We start from the raw sequence: 20,724 nt of genomic DNA on the forward strand, positions 1-20,724 counted from the left end.
GCTTTACCCTTCGGGCAGGGAGAAACCCTGCCTCAGAAATTCCGCCCGCGCCGCATCCGATTGCAGATAGGCCAGAAACGCCTGCGCGCCTGGCTTCGCCGATACCGTCAGAGACGCCGGATAGATAATCGGAGGATGCTGATCCGCCGGGATGTCCCCGATGACCACCACCCGATCCTCGGCCCGCGCGTCCGAACGGTAGACGATCCCCAACGGGGCCGCCCCCGCCGCCACCAGCGCCAGCGCGGCGCGTACGTTGTCCGTCTGCGCGATCTGGCCCTGCACATCATCCCACAGATCCAGCCCCTGCAGCGCCGCCTTGCCGTAGATCCCCGCAGGCACCGCATCCACCAGCGCCATGGCCAGATAGCCGTTGCCCAGCCGGGTGGTCAGATCGAAACCCGACCCGACCTCGGCCTGTTGCGCGCCCGGCGCGCCAATCAGGACCAGCCCGTTGCCCAGCAGATCGACACGCGACGCTGCATCAATCAGCCCCTCTTGCGCAAGCACATCCATCCACTCCTCATTGGCCGAGATAAACAGATCCGCCGGAGCCCCCGCCTGTATCTGCCGCGCCAGCACCGACGAAGCCGCATAAGACACCGTAACCTTGTGCCCGGTTTCATCCTCGAACCCCGGCGCAATCGCATCCAGCGCGGTCTTGAGGCTAGACGCCGCGAAAACCAGCACACCCTCGGCCCGGACCGGGGCTACAAACAGCGCGCAAACAGCCAAAGCCGCGAGCAGACAGCGCATCTTGTGCCTCCGGTTCAAAGGGTTGCAATCCCCTTGGGCATATCGGAGGCGGCACGGGGCAGGCAAGGCCCTTTGCCCGCCCGACCATGGATGCGACCCGAACGGCACGCATTTGTGTCGCAATCGGGATTGATCCCCGCCCCACTTCAGGCCGATGCTGAGCCGATCACAGACAGGACCCGCCCCATGTTGCACCAGACCCCCGGCCTTATCGACGAAATCCGCGCGCGCTTTGCCCATGTGGACGCCTGCCCGTTTCAGGGCCCGCGCATCTTCTTTGAAAACGCAGGCGGGGCGCTGACGCTGAATTCGGTGGTCGAGACCTCGGCCAAATTCGCGGCGATCCCGGACAATCAGGGGCGAGACAACGCGGCCAGCCACGCGCTGGTCGAGATCATCAATCGCGCCAAGGCGGACCTGTCGGTCTTCATGAACGCGCCGACGGGGCAGTTCTTCGTTGGCGAAAGCGGCACCGAGCTGTTGTTCCGCATGATCCGCACCGCCTGCGTGAATGCGCCTGCGGGCGGCAAGGTGATCGGCAGTTCGATCGAACACCCCGCCAGCCGCAGCGCCGCCCGCCGCTGGGCCGGAATCGCCGGGCTGGACTACATCAACGTGCCCCATGACGACGCGACCGGGCTGGTAACGGCCGAAGATTACGCAAAGCACATGACGCCGGATGTAGCGGTGGCGACGATTCTGCACGCCTCACCCGTGACCGGCATGGGCATGGACGTGGCCGCCATCTCGCAGGCCATCCGCGCGGTTGCGCCCGAGTGTTTCATCATCGTCGACGGCATCCAGCACGCCGCCCACGGGCAGATGGATATCGACAGCTACGGCGTCGACGGCTATGCGATCTCGCCCTACAAAGTGTTCTCACGCCACGGATATGGCATCGCCTGGATTTCAGACCGCTTCACCGCCCTGCCCCACGACCAACTGATCGACGCCCCGGCTGAAGGGTGGGAATTCGGCACCCGCGACACCGGCGCTTACGCCACCATGTCCGACGTGATCGGCTATTTCGACTGGCTGGGCGGGCAGGTCTCGGACGAGGCCGACCGCGGTGACCGCATCCGCGCCGCCGGTCGCGCGATCCACGCCTATGAGACCCACCTGACCGACGCCATGATCAACGGCACCGGCAACCTGCCGGGCCTGCGCAACATGGACCACATCACCATTCTGGCCGGCGCCGACAACCCCGCGCGCGAAGGTCTGGTCTCGATCACCGTACAAGGCACGCCCTCCGCCGACGTCGTGACCCGCCTGAACCAACAGGGCATCCGCACCCATACCCGCAAGGCGGACCACTACAGCGGCAACGTGCTTGCACCGCTTGGCCTGAGCGACTGCATCCGCATATCGCTGTGTCACTACAACACCGAACATGAGGTCGCCCAGCTTCTGGCCGCACTCAAGGACATGGGCCCCTGAGGGCGACATGAGATAACGCAAGAAATTCTGCCCCACCCTCTTGCACCTGCGCACGGGCTTGGCTACATGACCCCTCACGGGTGATTAGCTCAGTTGGTAGAGCGCTTCGTTTACACCGAAGATGTCGGGAGTTCGAGTCTCTCATCACCCACCATCCCCACTGTCGGTATTGTTCGCAGCACCTTACAGCGCTGGTGCTTGCCCTTTGCGGTATGTAAGCCGCAGAATACGGGAATAATGTGCCAACTGCCGGCAAACGGACAGAAGAGTTGCAGGCCGTCTAAATACACGCAATGATTGTTTTGCATTCAAAACCGCAAAACAAAAAGATCGAGTATTTACAACATGAAGCCAGCCGACCTGCCCGAAAACGTCATTCAGGGCGAACAAGCCCGTTTGTTTCCCGTCCTAGCCACAACCTCCAAAGAAGGCCGCACAACGGCGATCATTCTGGCCTGTCTGACATTCGTGCAGGAATTCGGAGCGAAACTCCTGAGCAGCACAGGCCAGCGGCTTGGGTCCCGCGCTAAACTGACCAGCTATACCGAGGTCGTCTTCCGGAACCAGTCCTCGAAGGGCGGTGATCGCCCCGACGGGCTGATCGTGGTTACGGTGGGGTCCCGCCAGTGGAAGGCGCTGGTCGAGGCCAAGGTCGGAGCCGCCGAGTTGCAGGCCGAGCAGATCGAGCGCTACCGAGCCATTGCAAAGGAAAACAAGCTGGATTGCGTGATCACGATCTCGAACCAGTTCGCCACCTCTCCGGACACGCACCCGCTGGAAGAGGTGCGCAAGAGTCGGTCCAGAATTCCGGTGTTCCACTGGTCTTGGACGCATGTTCTCACGACCGCTGATCTGCTGCTCAGCACCGATGAGGTGTCAGACCCCGAACAACGCTTTCTGCTGAACGAGCTGCACCGCTTCCTCAGCCATGAAAGCGCGGGGGTGCGTGGCTTTGACCGGATGCCCAAGGAATGGTCGGACCTCAACAGGCTGGTTGCCAGCGGCGGTGTCATCCCGACAAAATCGGCCGAGGCAAATACGGTCATCACCGCCTGGCATCAGGAAACCCGCGACCTGTCGCTGATCCTCAGCCAGATGACCAAGACGACCGTGTCCGAAAAGCTGCCGCGCAAGCATCAGGGCGACCCTGCGCAGCGGCAGAAAGATGAATATGCCGAATTGAAGGAGACCTATATGCTCAGGTCAAACCTGACTGTCCCCGACGCTGCGGCCCCGGTCGAGATCGTCGCCGACCTGATGCGTAAGGTGGTCAGCGTGGGCATGACGCTGCGCGCGCCCGACGACCGCAAGACGACGAAAGCCCGGCTGAACTGGCTGCTGCGCCAGATCAGGACCGACCAGACCGAGGATCTCTACGTCCGGTTGCTCTGGCCCGGCAAAAGCGACCCGACGCAGAAACTGGTCTCGGATCTGAGGGAAAACCCCGATATCTGCGACGAGGGCAAACAGCATCTGGTGGCGCACGGGTTTCACGTGTTCCTCAGCCGCAGCCTTGGCGGGCGATTCGCCCAGCAGCAGAACTTCATCACCGATCTCGAGACCATCGTACCGGATTTCTACGGGCGCGTGGGGGCCGACCTGCGGGCCTGGCAAAGGCCCGCCCCACGCATTCGTCAGGACAGCGTCGGCGATGAGGATGAACAGGACACAGCGGCCCTATGATCCACACGCCTTGCCACGCTCGATAGCGGCAAGCTGGTCGAACATCTCTGCCCGCTGCGCGGCTGACAGGCTCGCGGGCAGGTACATCCGCACCGCACCGCTGCCGCAAGGCATGTCGAAGACAAGCTCGGCCGTGCGCGCGGCCGAGGTCATGGTCAGCTTGCCGACCCGACTGATGGCATCGTCGCCGGAGTAACCTCCGGCGGTGAAAATACTCTGACCATCTGGCATTGCGAACCCTCCCTGTCTGCCTGAACCTTATGTGGGAAGGCCGGGCGCATTGTCCAAATTAGGTTTTGTTAACAATGCGTCAGACGGCATCAGGCCCTGCCGCCCGGTTTCTGCCCTGCACGGGTCTTGCAGAACTAAAAATGGGCGGCCAGCGCCGCCCATCCATGGATTGGGTAAACTTCGGCTATGCGGCGCCGTCTAATTGCGCCGCGCTAGCGCCCGTCGAACTTGTCGAGCGCCGACGGATAGTTCCGGTCATTCCGCTCATCGCCGTTCGAGCTCTTGGACGAACGCGTACCGCCCGAGAAGCTGCCGGCATTCGTGGTGTCGGCACCGTTACCCCAGCCGTTATCTCCTTTTTTGGTCTCCGAAGGCGGATCAGGATCTTCGACCTCTTCCAGCGCAAGAACGGGCGCCGTGAACGCCAGAGACGCGGCGATAAAGCTGACAATAGCAAGTTTGGAATTTTGCATAATAAACCCCCAAAATTAGTTAACATGACACGGCCATGAACTCGAGACCGCGGGGCCAGCCTAGCGCGCCTGGATTGAACCCAACAGGAATGCGCCGTTCATGTTGCGTTAATCTTTCACCAGCCCGTTAGGGGCTTTCGGCGCCAACAACCCATCGGCTCAGCGCTTGATCGGGCTTTGCTGGCCAAACGGCAACGTGGTCTGACTATTCCGGTCAAGAAAAGCGGACGGGGCGTTTCGAACAAGATGGCTTCGCCAGCGCTTCATGCCAAGGAAAAACGGCACCCCGAACTGCAGTCGCCAGTCGGCCACCCGGCCTAGCACCCTGCAAAATCGAGACGAAATATGCTATGCTGGACGCGCTGATATTTAAGCAGTTTTCTTACCTTCGCATTCAAGCAGGAGAATTTTCCATGTACGTCAAGGCCCTATCTGTTTTTGCCGCTGCATTTTTCATCACCTGTTCAGCCCCTGACGGCGCCTCGGCCCAGCAATTCATGACTCAGGAACAGCTGCTGCTGGCCATTCCGGGATCAACCCTGCAGGGCAAGGACAAGAAGGGCGTGCCATGGGCGCAGGCCTATGCCTCGTCCAATGGCGGCAAGAAGAAAAAGGGGAAGATCGCTGGGAACTACGACGGCTCGATCTTTGAATCGAAATGGTATGTCGACGGCAACACGTGGTGCGAGGATTGGGGCAGCGGCAGCGAATGCTGGAATGTCGAACAGCTCGACCCCAATACCTTTCAGATGTGGAAGCTGAACGGCACCAAACACAACAAACCCTGGCGCAAGCAGAAGTGACGCTGACTGGGTGCGTGAAACATGGCGATCCCTGAAGGACTCGAACCCTCAACCTGCTGATTAGAAGTCAGCTGCTCTATCCAGTTGAGCTAAGGGACCGCTTGCGCCCTTCTTGCGGGTTTTAGCGGCGGGGTTCAAGAGCCAAGCGCATGAAGGCGCTGTTGGGGTCGTCCTCGTAGCCGAAGATTGGCGTGCAGTAAGAATATCCAAGGTTTTCATACAACCTGCGCGCGGCGTTGTATGCGGGCAGGTGCGCGGCACCGGTTTCAAGAACCAGGGCCGAGACGCCTTCGGACCGGGCCAGATCGGCCAGGTGGTCCATCATGACGCGCGCCAGCCCGCGCCCTCGTGCCTTGGACAGGATGTGGACCGATTTCACCTCGGCCGTACCATCCGGCAAAGATTTCAGCGCCCCGCAACCCAGCGGAAGGTCATCTTCGAACAGGGCCCAGAACCGCATCCCGTCACCCGTCAGGGCGTGGGCATCCATTGTATGATTGCTCTCGGCGGGCCCTGCGGTTTCGCTATGGGCAAAATGCGCTTCGACGACCGGCCGCAATGCGTCCGATGTCGGGTCAGCAAGCCTGATGTCGATCACTTAGTGGGTCCAGGGACCACGACGGTTGGTGGCGAAATTCTCACCATAGCCCCCAGCGCGCAGGTTCGGCTTGCGCTTGTGCGGTTCGCTGACCTGCGCATCAATCCCGTTGTCTTTGGCGTAGTCCAGCGCTTCTTCCTTGCTGTCGAATTTCAACCGCACCTGCGTCTGCGTGTCCGATGACGAGGTCCAGCCCATCAGCGGATCAACCTCGCGCGCCGAAGCCGGGGCATATTCCAGAACCCACTTGCGGGTCTTGGCCATCCCCGAGGTCATCGCGTTTCGCGAAGGCTGGTAAATCCGTGCGCGCATGTCGCCTCTCCGTACTCACTTGGCTGGCCCCGTTTATGCGCCACAGCGCGACCGGGGACAAGATGACAAATGTCGCGGTGCGCTGATGTCAGAACCTGTCATCAACCCGCGCTAGACCGGGCGCAATCCAAACACGGGGACAGCACGTGCCGCAAAAGTGCAGAAGAATACACGGATGCAGCCCGCATGACCCCCGATCCCCCCTTGCAGATGGACAAAATAAGAACAAATGTAAGGGCCTGATCCCCGGAGCCTGCCTATGCCCTACGCCCATTCCGACAAGACCCAGCTGACCGCCGACGATGTCCGCGCACGCCTGAAACTGGAAGGCGGCAAGCGTTTCGTGATGCATACGGAGTTCAACGCGGCAGGCGACCAGCCGACGGCGATCAAGGAACTGGCGCGCGGCGTTCTGGACGGTGAGCGTGATCAGGTTCTGCTGGGCGCGACAGGCACGGGCAAAACCTTCACCATGGCCAAGGTGATCGAGGAAACCCAGCGTCCCGCCATCATTCTTGCGCCCAACAAGACATTGGCGGCGCAATTGTACGGCGAATTCAAAGGCTTCTTTCCCGAGAACTCGGTGGAATACTTCGTCTCGTACTACGACTACTACCAGCCCGAGGCCTATGTGCCGCGCAGCGACACCTACATAGAAAAAGAATCCCAAATCAACGAACAGATCGACCGGATGCGTCACTCGGCCACCCGCGCCCTGCTGGAACGCGATGACGTGATCATCGTCGCCTCGGTGTCCTGCATCTATGGTATCGGCTCGGTCGAGACCTACGGGGCAATGACGCAAGACCTGAAGGTCGGGAATGAATACGACCAGCGGCAGGTGATGGCGGATCTGGTCGCCCAGCAATACCGCCGCAACGATCAGGCGTTTCAGCGCGGCTCGTTCCGGGTGCGGGGCGATTCACTGGAAATCTGGCCCGCCCACCTTGAGGACCGCGCGTGGAAGCTGTCCTTCTTCGGCGAAGAACTGGAACAGATCACTGAGTTCGACCCGTTGACCGGCCAACGCGCCGCGACGATGGAGCATGTGCGCGTCTACGCGAATTCGCACTATGTGACGCCGAAACCGACGATGCAGCAGGCGATCATCGGAATCAAAAAGGAGCTGCGCATCCGGCTTGATCAACTGGTGGGCGAAGGCAAACTGCTGGAAGCCCAACGTCTGGAACAGCGCACCAACTTCGATCTGGAAATGCTCGAGGCCACCGGCGTCTGCAACGGGATCGAGAACTACTCGCGCTACCTCACAGGCCGCGCCCCGGGCGAACCGCCCCCAACCCTGTTCGAATTCATCCCCGACAACGCCATCGTCTTCGCCGACGAATCCCATGTCTCGGTCCCGCAGATCGGCGGCATGTACCGGGGCGACTATCGGCGCAAATTCACGCTGGCCGAGCACGGCTTCCGCCTGCCGTCCTGCATGGACAACCGCCCGCTGAAGTTCGAGGAATGGGACGCCATGCGCCCGCAATCCGTCTTTGTCTCGGCCACCCCGGCTAAGTGGGAGATCGAGCAAACCGGCGGTGTCTTCACCGAGCAGGTCATCCGCCCCACCGGCCTTCTGGACCCCGAGGTTGAAATCCGCCCCGTCTCGATGCAGGTGGACGATCTGCTGGACGAGGTGCGCAAGGTCGCCGCCAACGGCTTCCGCACGCTGGTCACGACGCTCACCAAACGCATGGCCGAAGACCTGACCGAATACCTGCACGAACAGGGCATCAAAGTGCGCTACATGCACTCGGACATCGACACGTTGGAACGCATCGAAATCCTGCGCGACCTGCGGCTGGGCGCCTTCGACGTGCTGGTCGGCATCAACCTGCTGCGCGAAGGCTTGGACATTCCCGAATGCGGGCTGGTCGCCATTCTGGACGCTGACAAAGAGGGCTTCCTGCGCTCGGAAACCTCGCTGATCCAGACCATCGGCCGCGCCGCGCGAAACGCTGATGGCCGGGTGATAATGTATGCGAACAAGATCACTGGCTCGATGGAGCGCGCGCTGAACGAGACCAACCGCCGCCGCGCCAAGCAGCTCGCCTATAATCAGGAACACGGCATCACGCCCGAGACGGTAAAGAAGAATGTCGAGGACGTTCTGGCCGGTCTCTACGAAGGCGACGTCGACATGAACCGCGTCACCGCCACCATCGACAAACCGATGCACGGCGCGAATCTTGAGGCCCATCTGAACGGCCTGCGCGACCAGATGCGCAAAGCCGCCGAGAACCTGGAATTCGAAGAGGCCGCAAATATCCGGGATGAGATCAAACGTCTGGAAGCGGTCGACCTCGCCGTCGCCGACGACCCCATGGCGCGCCAATGGGCGGTCGAGAAGGCGTCCGAGGATGCGGTGAAATCGCGCGGCCGGTCAACGGCTGGCAGGCCGGGGCAAAGGGGTGGGAATGTGAAAAGGCGGAAGCGGTAGGATATCAAGCGGAGAAAGAACACCTATCACCGCTTGACCTTATTCGTATCAGTAGCTCACCCACCAATCATGCAGGTTGCGCTTACCTTCGCTGAACCGCAGATCGCGCCCAAGGAAGTATACTTTAGAGCAACGCTCGGGTCCACCAGATGTCTGAGACTGCCGACAGAGTTCGTTTCCCTTTACGGACCAGGTCCCCTTGTCCTCCCAGGACCCATCAAACGCAGAAGACGATTGCGTGCCGTTTTTCTTGAACGTCCAACTCCAATTGGAACTCTTCAGAGTTTTTCCAGAAACTATCTTCTCAATGGATGCGCCATCCATTTGCTTGGCACCCAGTTCGTTGAGTTGCGAAACCTTGGTCGCCTCAAGAAATGCTTTGTTGCTGTCTGCCTGAACAGCGCCGCCCAGCCCGAATGACACCACCATGAGCGCTGCAACTTTGAAAAAATCCATAAACAATACCTCCAAGAAACTACACGACGCGACTAAATAGTCTTGCCGCTTAAAGCCTAGCACAGTGTACTCAAATATCGAAAGGGGCCTTGTTTTCGGGATGGTCACAGCTTTACTTCTCTTGATCTCAACCACCTAAACTTCAAAGCCGCATCAAGCGTAGGATGGGTTTCCAACCCATCACCCCGAGGCAGCCTAGACGCATGATGGGGTAAAACCCCATCCTACACCGCCACAAAAAAGGGCGGGGAAACTCCCGCCCTGTCGCTCACCCCTTGTCCCAATGGGCAATCACATCATACCCAACCGGCGTCGGCGGACCTTCCATGAATTCGGCGAAATGGCCCCACAGCTCGGCCACCTTGGGCGCGTTTGCGTTCGAGGTCGCCTCGCTCTCGACCACCGAGACCACATAGCCCGAGCCGTCCTCGTTCATCACATTGGTAAAGCTGTGCATGCCAGGCATGCCCATGATTTCGGATTTCAGTTCATTCATTTTCGCCGTCGCCGCCTCGCGCGTGCCGGGCTTCATTTTGTATTGGGTAATACGTGCAAACATAACGTTCCTCCCTCGTCTGGCGAAATTGTCATAGGGCGCGACCGGAATGATCCCGCCGCGCGCAACCTAGCATGGAGGCACGAAATCTCGCATTGATACTTGTTGATTCAGGGTATTTTCAACCTGACACCTCAGCCGGGTCACCCCCCCGACACTTCAAGGTTGCAGCCCCAACCTGTTACAAGGCTAAATCCCCAACTCGGCCCGCGCCTTCTTGGTCAGTTTCGCCACCACCAGATCATAAGACGTCACGATATGCTCGCGCAGCGAGGCATCGCTCATGCCCCGTTCCTCATAGACCTGCAGCCATTTCATCCCCCGCGACGCCAGATATGGCGCGGGGCGGATGCCGGGTTCGTCGCTCAGCACCTCAAAAGCCAGATCGGTGGCCTTGAAGGTGAACGCATCCGCGCCCTCATGCCAGCCGCACAGCGCAAAGACCTTGCCGCCCACCTTCCACACATCCGCATTGCCCCATTGCACCACATGGGTGGTGGCCTTGAGGTCGGCGCAAAACGCGTTGAATTCATCCCGGGTCATGGGGCCACAGTGACGGCGACAAACCGCCAAGGCAAGGCCAGTTTACCCGCCCTTAACCTTGATCCGCCAAAGCTGCGCACATGCAGAACCAAAACTCTCCGCTCTCGCCCGAGGTCTGGCTGAAAGACCTGTTTGCCTCCAAGGCCGTACAACAGGGCGGCGTGATCCGCCGCAAGGCGCGCGATATCGAACGGTTCGCGGGGATGGAGCATTTCATGGCCGAGATCCACCGCCGCGGCTATCAGGTGGCCGAAAACTCGGGCCAGATCGTGATCTTCTGCAACCGCGCCCCGGTGCGCTGGCTCACCTGAGCCGCGCATCGCTTTCTTGAAAAGAAAGCGGCCCCGAAATCTTTTCAAGATTTCGGCAGCTCAGGGTTTCAGAAACTTGGCCGTCCCGACCGAACGCTGCTTGGGTACCTGAACCTCCGCCACTCCCGCAGGCGTGGGCCGCGCGCAGGCCAGACCGTCCCCATCAGGGTCATTTCGGGGATGATATCCCGGCTCGCCCACGCGAAACGGGCCGGTGCTGATCCTCCGCGAGGCATCGCAGCCCATAAGCGCCACAAGATGCACCACCGCATCATGGCGGTCATACTCGGTGACACGCATATAGACGCCGATCGCAATCAGCCCGGTCGTCACCGGCAGGGCCAGTACCATCGCCAGAATGCGCGGCACCGACAGCGCTTTCCGCCGCAGCGCCTCGGCACGGCGCTGCCGGCGCAAGCGGCGCGGGCTCAGCGGGGGATTGTCCTGTGTCATACCCCGACCCTGACAGCCCTATGTGGCAAAGCCATGGCCAAACTCACGGTCGGGCGCAAAAAAACCTCAGCGCACCACATGCACCGCGCATTTCGCGTGCCGCACCACATGAGTCGCCGTCGACCCCAGCAGCAGATCCTGCATCCCCGGCCGGTGCGAGGCCATGATGATCAGATCGGGCTTGTTCACCTCGGCCCAGTCCAGAATGGTGCGGCCCGAATGCCCCTCGATCACCAGCCCGGTGGCATTGGGCAGCCGCGCGGCCAGCGCATCCAGATCGGCCTGGATCGCCTTGCGCGCCTCGGACAGGTATTCGGCGGGCATGTACGAGATCGCGTAATCGGGAATATGCTCGACCACATGCAGCAACGTCACCTGCGCCTCGGGTGTGGCCAGCATTTCCGCCAGCTTCAGCGGGGCCGAGATATCCCGTTCGGCATCAAAGGAAATCGGGACAAGAATGTTGTGATACATGACGCACGCCTCCGTAATTGCGCAGCCATTCTGGCGCCTTAGCGGCAATCTGACCTTGATTCAGGTCAGGTATCGCCAAATGTTTCGGCCACATCGTACATGACCGGCTCAAAGCTCTTGCACAGCTCGTTCAGACGCCGGTTGCGCTCGCGCATGTCGGGGGTGCGCAGCATCGCCAGAAAATCTTCGCGCCGCTCCCATTGCGAGTAATTGGCGATCCGCGTCTGGGCGTCATTCACATGCAGACCGGCGGAAATGAACCCGGGCTGTTTCGAGATGAATGCAGCATAAGCATCAGTCAGCGCCTCTAGAAGGTCCTGGCAGGTGCCGGGGGTCATCTCGAAGGTGGTGATGACGGTCTGATAGCTGTTGGTCTTGGAAATCTGCGGCATGGGCTCCTCCTTCTTGGCTGACCCAAGCCTAGCACAGCTTTTGAAAACGCAATGTTTTTCCTGTCGGGCCCGGGGGCGCATCAGCAAAAAACTTTCTGATCGGTGACCCAAAAGCTAACGATCCGTTAACCATGTCCACCGATGCTGCGCCCATGGCACGTCTGGCGTTCATATCCGCTTTGTTTCTGACCCTCTGCGGCCCCGCGCTGGCCGGGGCCTGGCTACGCGATCAGGGGTCGGTCTTTACCGCCGCCGCGGTCACCGCCTTCCCCGATCAGGACGGGGCCTACAGGTACAAGGCGAGCCTCTATTCCGAATGGGGGTTCAGGCCGAACCTGACCATCGGGCTGGACGCAGAAGAGCATCAGGACCTCTATGGCCACGCCCTGATCTTTGCCCGCATCCCGGTGGCCGATTTCGGATCAGCCGGGCGGCTGGCGGCCGAGTTTGGCGCCGGCGCGCATCACCGGCAGCGCCGCACCTGGGCGCTCTACAAGGCCACGCTGTCTTATGGCAAAGGCATCCGGACGGGCCTCGGCGCGGGGTGGATCGCGCTGGATACGGCGCTGGAATACCGCACCCACGACGCACTGATCCGCAAGCTGGACTTTACCGCCGGCCTGTCCTCGGGGCGGCGGCTGGACCCGCTGCTGCAGATCGAAACCTCATACGTGCCGGGCCGCCCCTGGTACTGGAGCGCCCGGCCCGCGCTGATCTATCGCCCGAAAACCGGCAGCACCAGCTGGATATTCGGGGCCGAGAGGAACTCGGCCCGCGACAATACCGGGTTCAAACTTGCCCTCTGGCTCAGCTACTGACCCCGGTCAGCTGTCCATCCGCAAAATGGCCGAGACCGAGCCCTTCAGCGCCTCGGACCAGCGCAGGCGAATGTCGCGCTGACCCGATCCCTGCTTCAGCTCGACATAAGGCGCGGTATAGCGGCGCGAATTCAGCACATTCCTCAGCGACCCGATGGCCACCACCGCATCACAGCCCCGCGCCCGGCCCCCAAAGGGCAGCCGCTCTTGCGAGCTGATGGTCCAGGCCGAGGAATGCGAGCTTTGGGAATGACGCACCCGCAGCGGGCTCGCACTATGGACATCGATCCCGTGGAAGGTGTTGTTTTCAAAGCTGACATTGCTGTGGCGATCCGGGTCGAGATTGGCGAAACTGGTATCCACCCGCTCGACCCGCTGGGTATCGTCCCCGCTGACGCGGAACTTGTTGCCCGTCACCGTCAGCCCGTTCAGGAAATGCCCCGAGCCATAGGGGCGGATCACGAAATAACTGAACCAGGGGGCCACGTTGCTGGCATAGAAGATATTGTCGGTGACGCTCAGCGCGCTGAAGGAATAACCCGAACTGTAATCGGGGTCCTCGTCCCGCTCGTTGGTCCATTCGATAAAGCAGTTGTCGACATAGTTCTCGGCCACCGAGGAACTGTTATAGCCCCCGATCAGCACCAGCCCCGCGTTGCGGACACCGTTGGTCACGCCATCGCCCTGAAAGAAGTGGTTGCCCAGCACCAGATTATTGTCGCCCCCCAGCACCGCGAAATGATGAAACCGCGTCGCCCGGTTGTGGCGCAGCTTGACGTCATTGGCGTTGGAATTCAGCGCGATCGAGCTGCGATCGGCCACGTCCAGCCCCTCTTCGGTCGACAGGAACTGACACCCGTCGATCAGCATTCCCTGACAGCCATTCCCGATCGAGGTGATGCCGCGATCCTTGGGACGGCTGACAAAGCAGTCCTTCAGAACAAACGTATTGCCCCCCGGCGACAGGCGAATGGCGCTGCAGCGGCCATTGCACTGGAACTCGATCCCTTCCATGTTGAACTTCTGCACCGCGCTGAAGCCGCTGAAATCCAGCAGGTATTTGAACGCGGTAAAGGTAAAGTTCTGCGTCCCCGCCGCGTCATAAATCGGCGCGTTCAGCGTGATCTCACCGGCGTTGTCATCCTTTGAGCGCACATAGATTTCGCGCCCCACGCCGCTGCCGGTCACCAGCGATCCAACGGGGATATTGGCGATATTGGCCACGTTGGTCAGCGTACGGGAATCCGACGGATCATAGGTCGCGACCGAGGTGAAGGTCTCGGTATCCCAAGCCGCGCTGCTTTTGACATCGAACTGCCCGTTGCGCACCACCCGGCGGGTGGCATAGCCGGTGCGGTTGGGTACCGCCGCCGCCATGTCGATCGGCTCGCTCACCGACACCTTGCGCCCGCCCAGATCCAACGATTCATGGTCCGAATTGTTCAGCAGCGCCTGAAACGCCTTCTTGAAGGCCAGCGTTTCATCCCCGAAGGCCGAGATATAGGCGGGCAGATCAAAATTCTTGGTCAGCAGCAGCATCTTGTCATCGGGCATCGTCACGGTGCCATCGAATTCGATCTCGGACCCCAGAGAGGTGTTCTGATCCAACTGAAACACCCCCTGCGGCACATAAACCCTGCGCCCGTTCGCCGCCTGATCCGCCGCCTCGAACGCCGCGGAATCGTCGGTCGAGCCGTCCCCCACAGCGCCGAAATCGCGCACATCGACCACGCCGATCATGTCGCGCAGGAACACGCCGGTGATATCCTCGATCTCAAGGTCATCGACCCGCACCACGGCCCCGTTGCTGCCATCGATGTTCAAGCCAAAATAGCCATACAGCGCCGCCCGGCCCCAGGGCATGTCCACGCCCGGCCGCTGCCCGGTGCCGACGATCGCCGTGACCTCATGCACAGTGCCGTAACCCGTCAACTGCGTCGCCGGGCCCTGTTCCACCAGACCCGTCACATGCGTATCACCCGCGCCGCCAGCCCATCCCGCGATGCGCACCTCGGGCAAGGGGCCGCTAATCGCCTTCACCCGCGCCTTGATCTGCAGATAACAGCCCGGCAAAAGCTGCGTCTGACCCATATAGCGCAGCTGCTGCGTGGCCTGCGTCTTGTAGATCTCCAGACAGCCCGCAAAATCCGCATCCGCCGGAACAAATGCGCCCGATCCCGACCCGTCATAGGTCGGCGATCCCGGCGTGCCGTCGCCGCTGGACCATACCCCCAGACCATCCGCAAATGCGGGTGGCATGAACACGATACCGTCGGTGATTGCCTTGTTCATATGAAACCCCTTTCCAATCGCGCCATGCGCGCCAAAACCCGTGGCCCGGATGGTTTCCGGGCGCGAAGGTCTTGCTATCGAAAAGGGATTAACCGCCGCTCATATCACCGTGACGGTGGTGTTGCCTTACGCGGCGGGATCGGACTTGCCCAGAAGCTGCACACCATTGATCTTCCAGCCGCCTTCAAGGGGCACCATCTGATAGTCGAGGATATGCACACGGCCCTCGCCGTCCACGACCTTCACTTTCTGCCACAGGTCCCCGTTGACCTCGCGCAGGTCCAGAAACTGCACATCCGCAGGTCGCCAGACCATCGGATAGCCGCGCTGCACCATGGTCCCGAAATTCTCGGGCGTGCCGAACAGGCGCTGGATGTTGGGGCTGGCAAAGGTAAAGGCGGTGGCAAAATCATCCGCCTTGAACGCCTGTATCTGTGCCGAAATATTCGCCTCGATCTCGGCGCTTTGGGCAAACGCCCCCGAGGCCATCCCGGCACTAAAAGCAACAGCAAGCAGTAAACGACGCATGGGGCCACCTCCTGATGAAAGGGTAGCCCCACGCGGGATCAGGTCAAATCAGACCAGCTCTCCGGCCAGCGCCTTGTCGATCAGAGCGATGGTTTCAGACACGCCATAAAGCGCGATGAACCCGCCGAACCGAGGGCCCTGGCTGGCGCCCAGCAGCACTTCGTAAAGCGCGGTGAACCAGCCCTTCATCGGATCAAACCGCTCGCGCCCGATGGAATAGACCACCGATTGCAGCGCCTCATCCTCGGCGGGCCCGTCATAGGCTTCCAGCGCCGCTTTCAACGCCTCCAGCGCCTCGCGCTCTTGCTCCGTCGGCGCGCGATGCTTGCGCGTCGGTTTGACGAAATCGTTGAAGTAGCGCACCGCAAAACCCGCCGCCTGATCCAGATCGGGATGCGTCTCGGCCGTCGCTTCGGGCGCATAACGGCGAATAAAGCCCCACAGCGCCTCCTTGTCCTCGGCCCCCGAAACAGACGCCAGATTCAGCAGCATCGCAAAGGGCACCATCAACGTGGATGCGGGCACATCCCCACCGTGGATATGCCACACCGGATTGTTCAACTGCGCCTTCAGATCCTGCCCCGGATAGGCGCGCAACTGCTGATGATATTCATCATAGGCTTTCGGGATCACGTCGAAATGCATCCGTTTTGCGGTCTTGGGCTTTTGATACATGAAATAGGCCAGAGACTCGGTCGGCGCATAGGTCAGCCATTCGTCAATCGAGACGCCATTGCCGGACGATTTCGAAATCTTCTGGCCGTTCTCATCGAGGAAAAGCTCATACGAGAAATGTTCGGGCGCGCGGCCACCCAAGGCCCGGCAGATCGCGTCATAGATTTTCTCGTTGGTGGCGTGTTCCTTGCCATACATCTCGAAATCCACGCCCAACGCCGCCCAGCGCGCGCCGAAATCGGGCTTCCACTGCAGCTTGACATGGCCACCGGTGACGGGAACCGTCCATTCCTTGCCGGTCTCATCGTCAAAGGTGACCGTATAGGTCTCGGCGCAGACCTTCTTCATCGGCACATACATCACCCGCCCGCTTTCGGGATGCAGCGGCAGGAAGATCGAATAGGTCTGCTGCCGCTCCTCGCGCAGGCTTTTCAGCATGATCGCCATGATCTCGTCATAACGCTCGACCGCGCGCTTGAGCACTTCGTCAAACTGCCCGGATTCGTAGAATTCCTTGGCCGAGTAGAACTCATACTCGAACCCAAAGGTATCAAGGAACCGCCGCAGCATGGCGTTGTTATATTCACCAAAGCTCGGGTATTCGCCAAACGGATCGGGGACCGAGGTCAACGGACGCTGCAAATGCTGCTCCAGAATCTCGGGGTTCGGCACATTGGTTGGCACCTTCCGCATCCCGTCCAGATCGTCCGAGAAACAGATCAGCTTGGTCGGAATATCCGACAACGCCTCAAACGCGCGCTTGATCATGGTGGTCCGCGCCACCTCTCCAAAGGTGCCGATATGCGGCAGGCCCGAGGGGCCATAGCCCGTTTCAAACAGCACATATCCCTTCTCCGGCGCGCCCTTCTGGTACCGTTTGAGCAACCGCCGCGCCTCTTCAAACGGCCACGCCTTGGACGTCATCGCGGTTTCACGCAGGTCGGACATAGATTTGCTCCATCGGGATAAGCGCCGGACACCCCATGCACCCGGACCGGCCCCTGTTATTGTGCGGATGCAGCATGAGTCAATAAAGGCGCGGGGTTTTTCCTGTGTGCACACTTCTGGTTGCCAGCCAATGCATGGCTGATCTGATGCGCAGACCAAGATTGCATATCAGCGCGGGTTCTTGCTTGCAGCTTTGGGTGCTAAGCCGCAGCGACCGACAGACGATCGCCTAGCAGTCTTGCCCCCAGGACGCCCAGCACTGCAGTGTGTAATAGACAGAGTCGACCACCATCGTCACAGATTCAAGATGGGCGACGTCGGACCCATTCAAAGTCTGGTAATCAAACTGCAGGTCCCCGTTCTCGAGGCTCGGATTGCTCAGAGTGACGATTAACCCGACTTGCTTACCGCCGCTGGTTCCGGTCAAAGCCGCGTTGGGCGGATCGGATGCAAAGCTGTCCGCGCCCGCGCCCCAGTTTTTGACAATCGCGTCCACTGGCATGCTCATGGTGTCGCGATAAGGACGATCCGTAAAAAGAACGATCTGATCGTCAATTCCCTTCAGCACCAACTTGCCATTTTCAAGCGTCGCCGTGTCCGCGACCTCCATGAACAGCCAACTCTTCTGCTCGTCCGCGACAGCCGCAGCCGACGAGAAGACGATGCCCGCAAGCAGACCCTTAATGAGCAAATGGTTTTTCACGGTCTTCTCCTTCAATCTGATCCTCGTCGAGGCAGCCACAATTCATGGTGTGAATACTATCGGTTCATTTACCCTATGGTTGCAAGTTAAGACTGGTCTGGTCTCGACACGTCTTCGCCCCACTTTGGGACCATCCCCCAACCGAAAACAATCGGTTGAACCTCCCCGCCCCCCCTCCTATCGTGCGCCAACAGACCCAGTATGCAGGACGATCCGATGACCCAGCAGACCTCACCCTCCCTGTCCCCGCAGGATTGCCTTGTGGCGATCATGGTCGCGGTGTCAGCCTCGGACGAAAACATCCGCACCGCCGAGCTGGTCAAGATCGAGACCGCCGTGAACATGCTGCCGGTCTTCGCCGGCTATGACATCGACCGCATCCGCGTCGTCTCGCAGATCGTGTTCGACCTGTTCGAACAGGAAGAGGGGCTGGATGCGCTTTTCGGCCTGATCCGCGAAAACCTGCCCGAGCGGCTCAATGAAACCGCCTATGCGCTGGCCTGTGACGTGGCCGCCGCCGATGGCGCGCTGGCCGAGACCGAGCTGCGCCTGCTGGAAGAAATCCGCTATGAGCTGAATGTCGACCGCCTGCACGCCGCCGCCATCGAACGCGGGGCCCGGGCGCGGCACACGATCTAGCTGCCGTAGATCGACCCCCAGCGCTCAAGCAGCGCGCGCTGCAGCTTGCGCGACCTGTTGTTCCAGCCGCGCGCGCCCTGCGGCCGTTCGCGATTTGCGCGCGGGATGGTGGCACGATGATCCAGATCGGCGGTGAAGATGGCAAAGGCCATATCCGTCTTGCCATCCGCCGTGGTCAGATACCCGCCCAGACCCGAAACAAAATTCAACGTCCCCGTCTTCGCATCCACCTTGATCGGATGATCCCTGACCGGCCGCCCCTGGCTGTCGGCCAGCGTGAATGACCGCAACAAGGGCCGCAGCGTCGCCTCGTTGCCCACCGCGGCCAGCACCCTGACCAGCGCTGCAGGGTCCATGCGCGAGGCATCGCCCAAACCCGAGTGATCCTCCATCGCGATCCCGTCCGCACCAAAACTCTCTGCCGCCCATCGGTTCATCTCGGCGGCAGAGTCTGCAAGGCTCTGCGGTCTCACCCCGCGTGCCGTTGTGGCGGCCATACCGACCATCTCAGCGGTGATGTTGGTCGAGTACTTCAACATCCCCCTCAGAATACTCTCCAGCGGATCGCTCTGATGGACGACCAGCGGGGTCCCTTGCGGGGTCTGCTGGGTCACCTGAACCCGGCCCAACACAATGCCGTTCACCCGTGCCAGCGTCCGAAATACATCCCCCGTATAAAGCGCGGGCTTGCGCACCGGCAGCCAACGGGCCCCTTCGCTGCCCAGCGCACCCTTGGCCACCGTCCACCGATCCTGCCGCGCGCTTGGTTGATAGGTATAGATCGGCAGGCTGCGGTTCTCGACCTGCATCGTGGCCATATCAACAGACGGATTGTAACGGGCACTGCGCGCGTCCATGGTCACGTCATACCCGCTCCCATCCCGCTTCCACTCGAAATGCACCCGGTTGAAATTCAATGAAATCCCGCTGATCGCCGGGCTATAGCCCAGATGATCCGGTTGACCGGGGTCGATGCTGAATACATAAGGCAGCGCCCCGTCATAGACTTTGAATGCCCCGCGCACCTCGATTATCCCGGCCTCGCGCAAATTGGCCGCCATCCCGGCCAGCGCATCGGTGTCCAGCAGCGGATCACCACCGCCCGCAAGGATCAGATCGCCCTGCAGGATGCCATTCTCGACCGGACCATCCGCAATCAGCGCCGTCTCAAACCGATGCTCGGGCCCCAGCACATCCAGCGCATAAAGCGCCGTCAGGGCCTTGGCCACACTGGCAGGGGGCAGGCTTTCGCCCGCGCCATAGACCTCCAGCGGGGTGCCGGTCTTGACGTCGGCCACGGCAAAAACGACCTCCCCCTTGAGCCCCGCCGCCTGAACCAGCCGCTCGGCCCCGCTGGGCCGCGGCCCCCGCAGCACCGGCCGCAGAGAGACCGCCGGCGCCTCGGCCAGACCCGCGCCCGGCAGCGCCACGGCACCCAATCCAGCCAGAAACAAACGGCGTGAAATACGATCAACCATGGGTCTATTTGAATCCCAGAGCTTAAATGCAGACAATCACCAGATTAAGATTATGCGCTGATGGGAGTCATTCCGGCAACACCCCATCCCCCCAGATGCCGCGATTGCGAAGATCAGTTGAACTGACGTCAACCATCGGCACGTTCACGAAACACCACGCAGGCGCGTCAGCCCGCCCCAACAGATGCCGCGCCTGCCCATCAATGCGGTACTTCGCATAGATCCGCGCCGCCGGAGACATCCGGGCTGAGATCCGATCCCCCGACCGCGCCACCACACCGACGGGGACGCTATCCATGATCAACCGCCAGTCTTTCCAGCGATGAAACTGCGCCAGATTGTCGGCCCCCATCAGCCAGACAAATTTGACCTGCGGATAAAGCTGCTGCAACGCGGCCAGCGTATCCGCCGTCGCCCGCGTCCCCGTCAGCGCCTCGATATCGGTAACCTCGACCCGCGGATGCTGCATCACCGCCTTTGCTGCCGCAATCCGCTGCACCAAAGGCGCAGGCCCGCGTTCTTTCAGCGGGTTGCCGGGGGACACCAGCCACCATACCCGATCCAGCCCAAAGGCCTTCATCGCCTCGCGTGTGACATGCACATGACCCTGATGCGGCGGATCAAAAGATCCCCCCAACAGCCCCACGACCTGCCCAGGCCGCGCATATGGGATTTGGAAACGCTCCATCCCTAGCTGATGTTCAGAACTGTGCGTG

General features: G+C 60.9%; 24 protein-coding genes and 2 tRNA genes. 8 read left to right on the forward strand and 18 right to left on the reverse strand.

Annotated features, from left to right (window positions below):
• Window positions 1–3 precede the first annotated feature (3 nt).
• A complete protein-coding gene (modA, locus tag ACR1XV_RS20205; protein WP_480534671.1) occupies window positions 4–756 on the reverse strand; it encodes a molybdate ABC transporter substrate-binding protein in 753 nt (250 codons plus the stop codon).
• 186 nt (window positions 757–942) lie between these two features.
• On the opposite strand from modA, the gene ACR1XV_RS20210 reads away from it, so the two are divergent.
• From ACR1XV_RS20210 to ACR1XV_RS20220, 3 genes are all read left to right on the forward strand, one after another.
• Window positions 943–2,196: an aminotransferase class V-fold PLP-dependent enzyme gene (locus ACR1XV_RS20210; protein WP_480534673.1), complete on the forward strand. Its 1,254-nt coding sequence runs from the start codon at window positions 943–945 to the stop codon at window positions 2,194–2,196.
• Between the two features lie 78 nt (window positions 2,197–2,274).
• Window positions 2,275–2,350: transfer RNA gene (locus ACR1XV_RS20215), tRNA-Val, on the forward strand.
• Window positions 2,351–2,541: 191 nt separating this feature from the next.
• Complete coding sequence (locus tag ACR1XV_RS20220) at window positions 2,542–3,879, forward strand: hypothetical protein (RefSeq protein ID WP_480534675.1); 1,338 nt, start codon at window positions 2,542–2,544, stop codon at window positions 3,877–3,879.
• Here ACR1XV_RS20220 and ACR1XV_RS20225 read toward each other — a convergent pair.
• Both ACR1XV_RS20225 and ACR1XV_RS20230 read right to left on the reverse strand, forming a co-directional pair.
• Complete coding sequence (locus ACR1XV_RS20225; RefSeq protein ID WP_480534677.1) at window positions 3,874–4,110, reverse strand: hypothetical protein; 237 nt, start codon at window positions 4,108–4,110, stop codon at window positions 3,874–3,876. The genes ACR1XV_RS20220 and ACR1XV_RS20225 overlap by 6 nt on opposite strands.
• A 212-nt stretch (window positions 4,111–4,322) precedes the next feature.
• Window positions 4,323–4,583: a hypothetical protein gene (locus ACR1XV_RS20230; protein ID WP_480534678.1), complete on the reverse strand. Its 261-nt coding sequence runs from the start codon at window positions 4,581–4,583 to the stop codon at window positions 4,323–4,325.
• 350 nt (window positions 4,584–4,933) lie between these two features.
• On the opposite strand from ACR1XV_RS20230, the gene ACR1XV_RS20235 reads away from it, so the two are divergent.
• Window positions 4,934–5,386, forward strand: a complete 453-nt coding sequence (locus ACR1XV_RS20235) for a hypothetical protein (protein WP_480534680.1) — start codon at window positions 4,934–4,936, stop codon at window positions 5,384–5,386.
• Window positions 5,387–5,408: 22 nt separating this feature from the next.
• Here the strand turns inward: ACR1XV_RS20235 and ACR1XV_RS20240 are convergent.
• The 3 genes from ACR1XV_RS20240 to ACR1XV_RS20250 form a co-directional block, all read right to left on the reverse strand.
• Window positions 5,409–5,485: transfer RNA gene (locus ACR1XV_RS20240), tRNA-Arg, on the reverse strand.
• Between the two features lie 22 nt (window positions 5,486–5,507).
• Window positions 5,508–5,984 (reverse strand): GNAT family N-acetyltransferase, encoded by a 477-nt coding sequence (locus ACR1XV_RS20245; RefSeq protein ID WP_480534682.1) that lies wholly within the window; start codon window positions 5,982–5,984, stop codon window positions 5,508–5,510.
• Window positions 5,985–6,296 carry an ETC complex I subunit gene (locus ACR1XV_RS20250; protein WP_480534684.1) on the reverse strand — a complete coding sequence of 104 codons (312 nt, stop codon included), beginning with the start codon at window positions 6,294–6,296 and terminating at the stop codon, window positions 5,985–5,987.
• A gap of 259 nt (window positions 6,297–6,555) precedes the next feature.
• Here ACR1XV_RS20250 and uvrB point away from each other — a divergent pair, with 259 nt between their 5' ends.
• On the forward strand, window positions 6,556–8,742 hold the full coding sequence (gene uvrB, locus ACR1XV_RS20255) for an excinuclease ABC subunit UvrB (RefSeq protein ID WP_480534686.1): 2,187 nt from the start codon (window positions 6,556–6,558) through the stop codon (window positions 8,740–8,742).
• A gap of 48 nt (window positions 8,743–8,790) precedes the next feature.
• On the opposite strand, the gene ACR1XV_RS20260 is transcribed toward uvrB, so the two are convergent.
• From ACR1XV_RS20260 to ACR1XV_RS20270, 3 genes are all read right to left on the reverse strand, one after another.
• A complete protein-coding gene (locus ACR1XV_RS20260) occupies window positions 8,791–9,198 on the reverse strand; it encodes a hypothetical protein (RefSeq protein ID WP_480534688.1) in 408 nt (135 codons plus the stop codon).
• 268 nt (window positions 9,199–9,466) lie between these two features.
• The gene (locus tag ACR1XV_RS20265; RefSeq protein WP_480534690.1) at window positions 9,467–9,757 is read right to left on the reverse strand and encodes an antibiotic biosynthesis monooxygenase family protein; all 291 of its coding nucleotides are present in this window, start codon (window positions 9,755–9,757) and stop codon (window positions 9,467–9,469) included.
• Window positions 9,758–9,943: 186 nt separating this feature from the next.
• Window positions 9,944–10,297, reverse strand: coding sequence for an MmcQ/YjbR family DNA-binding protein (locus ACR1XV_RS20270; protein ID WP_480534692.1), 354 nt, complete (start codon window positions 10,295–10,297; stop codon window positions 9,944–9,946).
• An 80-nt stretch (window positions 10,298–10,377) separates the two neighbouring features.
• On the opposite strand from ACR1XV_RS20270, the gene ACR1XV_RS20275 reads away from it, so the two are divergent.
• On the forward strand, window positions 10,378–10,608 hold the full coding sequence (locus tag ACR1XV_RS20275; RefSeq protein WP_480534694.1) for an aspartate aminotransferase: 231 nt from the start codon (window positions 10,378–10,380) through the stop codon (window positions 10,606–10,608).
• A 60-nt stretch (window positions 10,609–10,668) separates the two neighbouring features.
• On the opposite strand, the gene ACR1XV_RS20280 is transcribed toward ACR1XV_RS20275, so the two are convergent.
• The 3 genes from ACR1XV_RS20280 to ACR1XV_RS20290 all read right to left on the reverse strand — a co-directional run bounded on the left by ACR1XV_RS20280 (window position 10,669) and on the right by ACR1XV_RS20290 (window position 11,927).
• On the reverse strand, window positions 10,669–11,061 hold the full coding sequence (locus tag ACR1XV_RS20280; protein WP_480534695.1) for an excalibur calcium-binding domain-containing protein: 393 nt from the start codon (window positions 11,059–11,061) through the stop codon (window positions 10,669–10,671).
• A gap of 66 nt (window positions 11,062–11,127) precedes the next feature.
• Entirely contained in the window at window positions 11,128–11,535 is a 408-nt protein-coding gene (locus tag ACR1XV_RS20285; RefSeq protein ID WP_480534697.1) for a universal stress protein, read from the reverse strand.
• 65 nt (window positions 11,536–11,600) lie between these two features.
• Complete coding sequence (locus ACR1XV_RS20290; RefSeq protein ID WP_480534699.1) at window positions 11,601–11,927, reverse strand: antibiotic biosynthesis monooxygenase family protein; 327 nt, start codon at window positions 11,925–11,927, stop codon at window positions 11,601–11,603.
• 131 nt (window positions 11,928–12,058) lie between these two features.
• Between ACR1XV_RS20290 and ACR1XV_RS20295 the strand changes: the two genes are divergently transcribed.
• Complete coding sequence (locus ACR1XV_RS20295) at window positions 12,059–12,745, forward strand: hypothetical protein (protein ID WP_480534701.1); 687 nt, start codon at window positions 12,059–12,061, stop codon at window positions 12,743–12,745.
• A 6-nt stretch (window positions 12,746–12,751) separates the two neighbouring features.
• Here the strand turns inward: ACR1XV_RS20295 and ACR1XV_RS20300 are convergent, their stop codons facing one another.
• From ACR1XV_RS20300 to ACR1XV_RS20315, 4 genes are all read right to left on the reverse strand, one after another.
• Window positions 12,752–15,037 carry a glycosyl hydrolase family 28-related protein gene (locus ACR1XV_RS20300; protein ID WP_480534703.1) on the reverse strand — a complete coding sequence of 762 codons (2,286 nt, stop codon included), beginning with the start codon at window positions 15,035–15,037 and terminating at the stop codon, window positions 12,752–12,754.
• 126 nt (window positions 15,038–15,163) lie between these two features.
• Window positions 15,164–15,565 (reverse strand): DUF4864 domain-containing protein, encoded by a 402-nt coding sequence (locus ACR1XV_RS20305; protein WP_480534705.1) that lies wholly within the window; start codon window positions 15,563–15,565, stop codon window positions 15,164–15,166.
• A 48-nt stretch (window positions 15,566–15,613) separates the two neighbouring features.
• Window positions 15,614–17,188 (reverse strand): lysine--tRNA ligase, encoded by a 1,575-nt coding sequence (locus tag ACR1XV_RS20310; RefSeq protein WP_480534707.1) that lies wholly within the window; start codon window positions 17,186–17,188, stop codon window positions 15,614–15,616.
• A 229-nt stretch (window positions 17,189–17,417) separates the two neighbouring features.
• A complete protein-coding gene (locus ACR1XV_RS20315) occupies window positions 17,418–17,906 on the reverse strand; it encodes a hypothetical protein (RefSeq protein ID WP_480534709.1) in 489 nt (162 codons plus the stop codon).
• Window positions 17,907–18,107: 201 nt separating this feature from the next.
• On the opposite strand from ACR1XV_RS20315, the gene ACR1XV_RS20320 reads away from it, so the two are divergent.
• Window positions 18,108–18,530: a tellurite resistance TerB family protein gene (locus tag ACR1XV_RS20320; RefSeq protein WP_480534711.1), complete on the forward strand. Its 423-nt coding sequence runs from the start codon at window positions 18,108–18,110 to the stop codon at window positions 18,528–18,530.
• Here ACR1XV_RS20320 and dacB read toward each other — a convergent pair.
• Together dacB and ACR1XV_RS20330 are read right to left on the reverse strand one after the other, a co-directional pair.
• Window positions 18,527–20,008 (reverse strand): D-alanyl-D-alanine carboxypeptidase/D-alanyl-D-alanine endopeptidase, encoded by a 1,482-nt coding sequence (gene dacB, locus ACR1XV_RS20325; protein ID WP_480534713.1) that lies wholly within the window; start codon window positions 20,006–20,008, stop codon window positions 18,527–18,529. The two genes, ACR1XV_RS20320 and dacB, sit on opposite strands and share 4 nt — an antisense overlap.
• Before the next feature lie 67 nt (window positions 20,009–20,075).
• Window positions 20,076–20,696: a nicotinate-nucleotide adenylyltransferase gene (locus tag ACR1XV_RS20330; protein ID WP_480534715.1), complete on the reverse strand. Its 621-nt coding sequence runs from the start codon at window positions 20,694–20,696 to the stop codon at window positions 20,076–20,078.
• Between the last annotated feature and the right edge of the window lie 28 nt (window positions 20,697–20,724).

The organism is Ruegeria sp. AD2(2025) (genome assembly GCF_056542385.1).

What these genes read in the sequence shown, in the direction of transcription:
- ACR1XV_RS20210 (WP_480534673.1), top strand. Translation starts at nt 943, where the DNA reads ATGTTGCACCAGACCCCCGGCCTTATCGACGAAATCCGCGCGCGCTTT.
- ACR1XV_RS20265 (WP_480534690.1), bottom strand. Translation starts at nt 9,757, where the DNA reads ATGTTTGCACGTATTACCCAATACAAAATGAAGCCCGGCACGCGCGAG.
- dacB (WP_480534713.1), bottom strand. Translation starts at nt 20,008, where the DNA reads ATGGTTGATCGTATTTCACGCCGTTTGTTTCTGGCTGGATTGGGTGCC.
- ACR1XV_RS20275 (WP_480534694.1), top strand. Translation starts at nt 10,378, where the DNA reads ATGCAGAACCAAAACTCTCCGCTCTCGCCCGAGGTCTGGCTGAAAGAC.
- ACR1XV_RS20295 (WP_480534701.1), top strand. Translation starts at nt 12,059, where the DNA reads ATGTCCACCGATGCTGCGCCCATGGCACGTCTGGCGTTCATATCCGCT.
- ACR1XV_RS20250 (WP_480534684.1), bottom strand. Translation starts at nt 6,296, where the DNA reads ATGCGCGCACGGATTTACCAGCCTTCGCGAAACGCGATGACCTCGGGG.
- ACR1XV_RS20230 (WP_480534678.1), bottom strand. Translation starts at nt 4,583, where the DNA reads ATGCAAAATTCCAAACTTGCTATTGTCAGCTTTATCGCCGCGTCTCTG.
- ACR1XV_RS20320 (WP_480534711.1), top strand. Translation starts at nt 18,108, where the DNA reads ATGACCCAGCAGACCTCACCCTCCCTGTCCCCGCAGGATTGCCTTGTG.
- ACR1XV_RS20290 (WP_480534699.1), bottom strand. Translation starts at nt 11,927, where the DNA reads ATGCCGCAGATTTCCAAGACCAACAGCTATCAGACCGTCATCACCACC.
- uvrB (WP_480534686.1), top strand. Translation starts at nt 6,556, where the DNA reads ATGCCCTACGCCCATTCCGACAAGACCCAGCTGACCGCCGACGATGTC.
- ACR1XV_RS20310 (WP_480534707.1), bottom strand. Translation starts at nt 17,188, where the DNA reads ATGTCCGACCTGCGTGAAACCGCGATGACGTCCAAGGCGTGGCCGTTT.
- ACR1XV_RS20285 (WP_480534697.1), bottom strand. Translation starts at nt 11,535, where the DNA reads ATGTATCACAACATTCTTGTCCCGATTTCCTTTGATGCCGAACGGGAT.
- ACR1XV_RS20300 (WP_480534703.1), bottom strand. Translation starts at nt 15,037, where the DNA reads ATGAACAAGGCAATCACCGACGGTATCGTGTTCATGCCACCCGCATTT.
- ACR1XV_RS20280 (WP_480534695.1), bottom strand. Translation starts at nt 11,061, where the DNA reads ATGACACAGGACAATCCCCCGCTGAGCCCGCGCCGCTTGCGCCGGCAG.
- ACR1XV_RS20330 (WP_480534715.1), bottom strand. Translation starts at nt 20,696, where the DNA reads ATGGAGCGTTTCCAAATCCCATATGCGCGGCCTGGGCAGGTCGTGGGG.
- ACR1XV_RS20305 (WP_480534705.1), bottom strand. Translation starts at nt 15,565, where the DNA reads ATGCGTCGTTTACTGCTTGCTGTTGCTTTTAGTGCCGGGATGGCCTCG.
- modA (WP_480534671.1), bottom strand. Translation starts at nt 756, where the DNA reads ATGCGCTGTCTGCTCGCGGCTTTGGCTGTTTGCGCGCTGTTTGTAGCC.
- ACR1XV_RS20225 (WP_480534677.1), bottom strand. Translation starts at nt 4,110, where the DNA reads ATGCCAGATGGTCAGAGTATTTTCACCGCCGGAGGTTACTCCGGCGAC.
- ACR1XV_RS20260 (WP_480534688.1), bottom strand. Translation starts at nt 9,198, where the DNA reads ATGGATTTTTTCAAAGTTGCAGCGCTCATGGTGGTGTCATTCGGGCTG.
- ACR1XV_RS20235 (WP_480534680.1), top strand. Translation starts at nt 4,934, where the DNA reads ATGCTGGACGCGCTGATATTTAAGCAGTTTTCTTACCTTCGCATTCAA.
- ACR1XV_RS20270 (WP_480534692.1), bottom strand. Translation starts at nt 10,297, where the DNA reads ATGACCCGGGATGAATTCAACGCGTTTTGCGCCGACCTCAAGGCCACC.
- ACR1XV_RS20220 (WP_480534675.1), top strand. Translation starts at nt 2,542, where the DNA reads ATGAAGCCAGCCGACCTGCCCGAAAACGTCATTCAGGGCGAACAAGCC.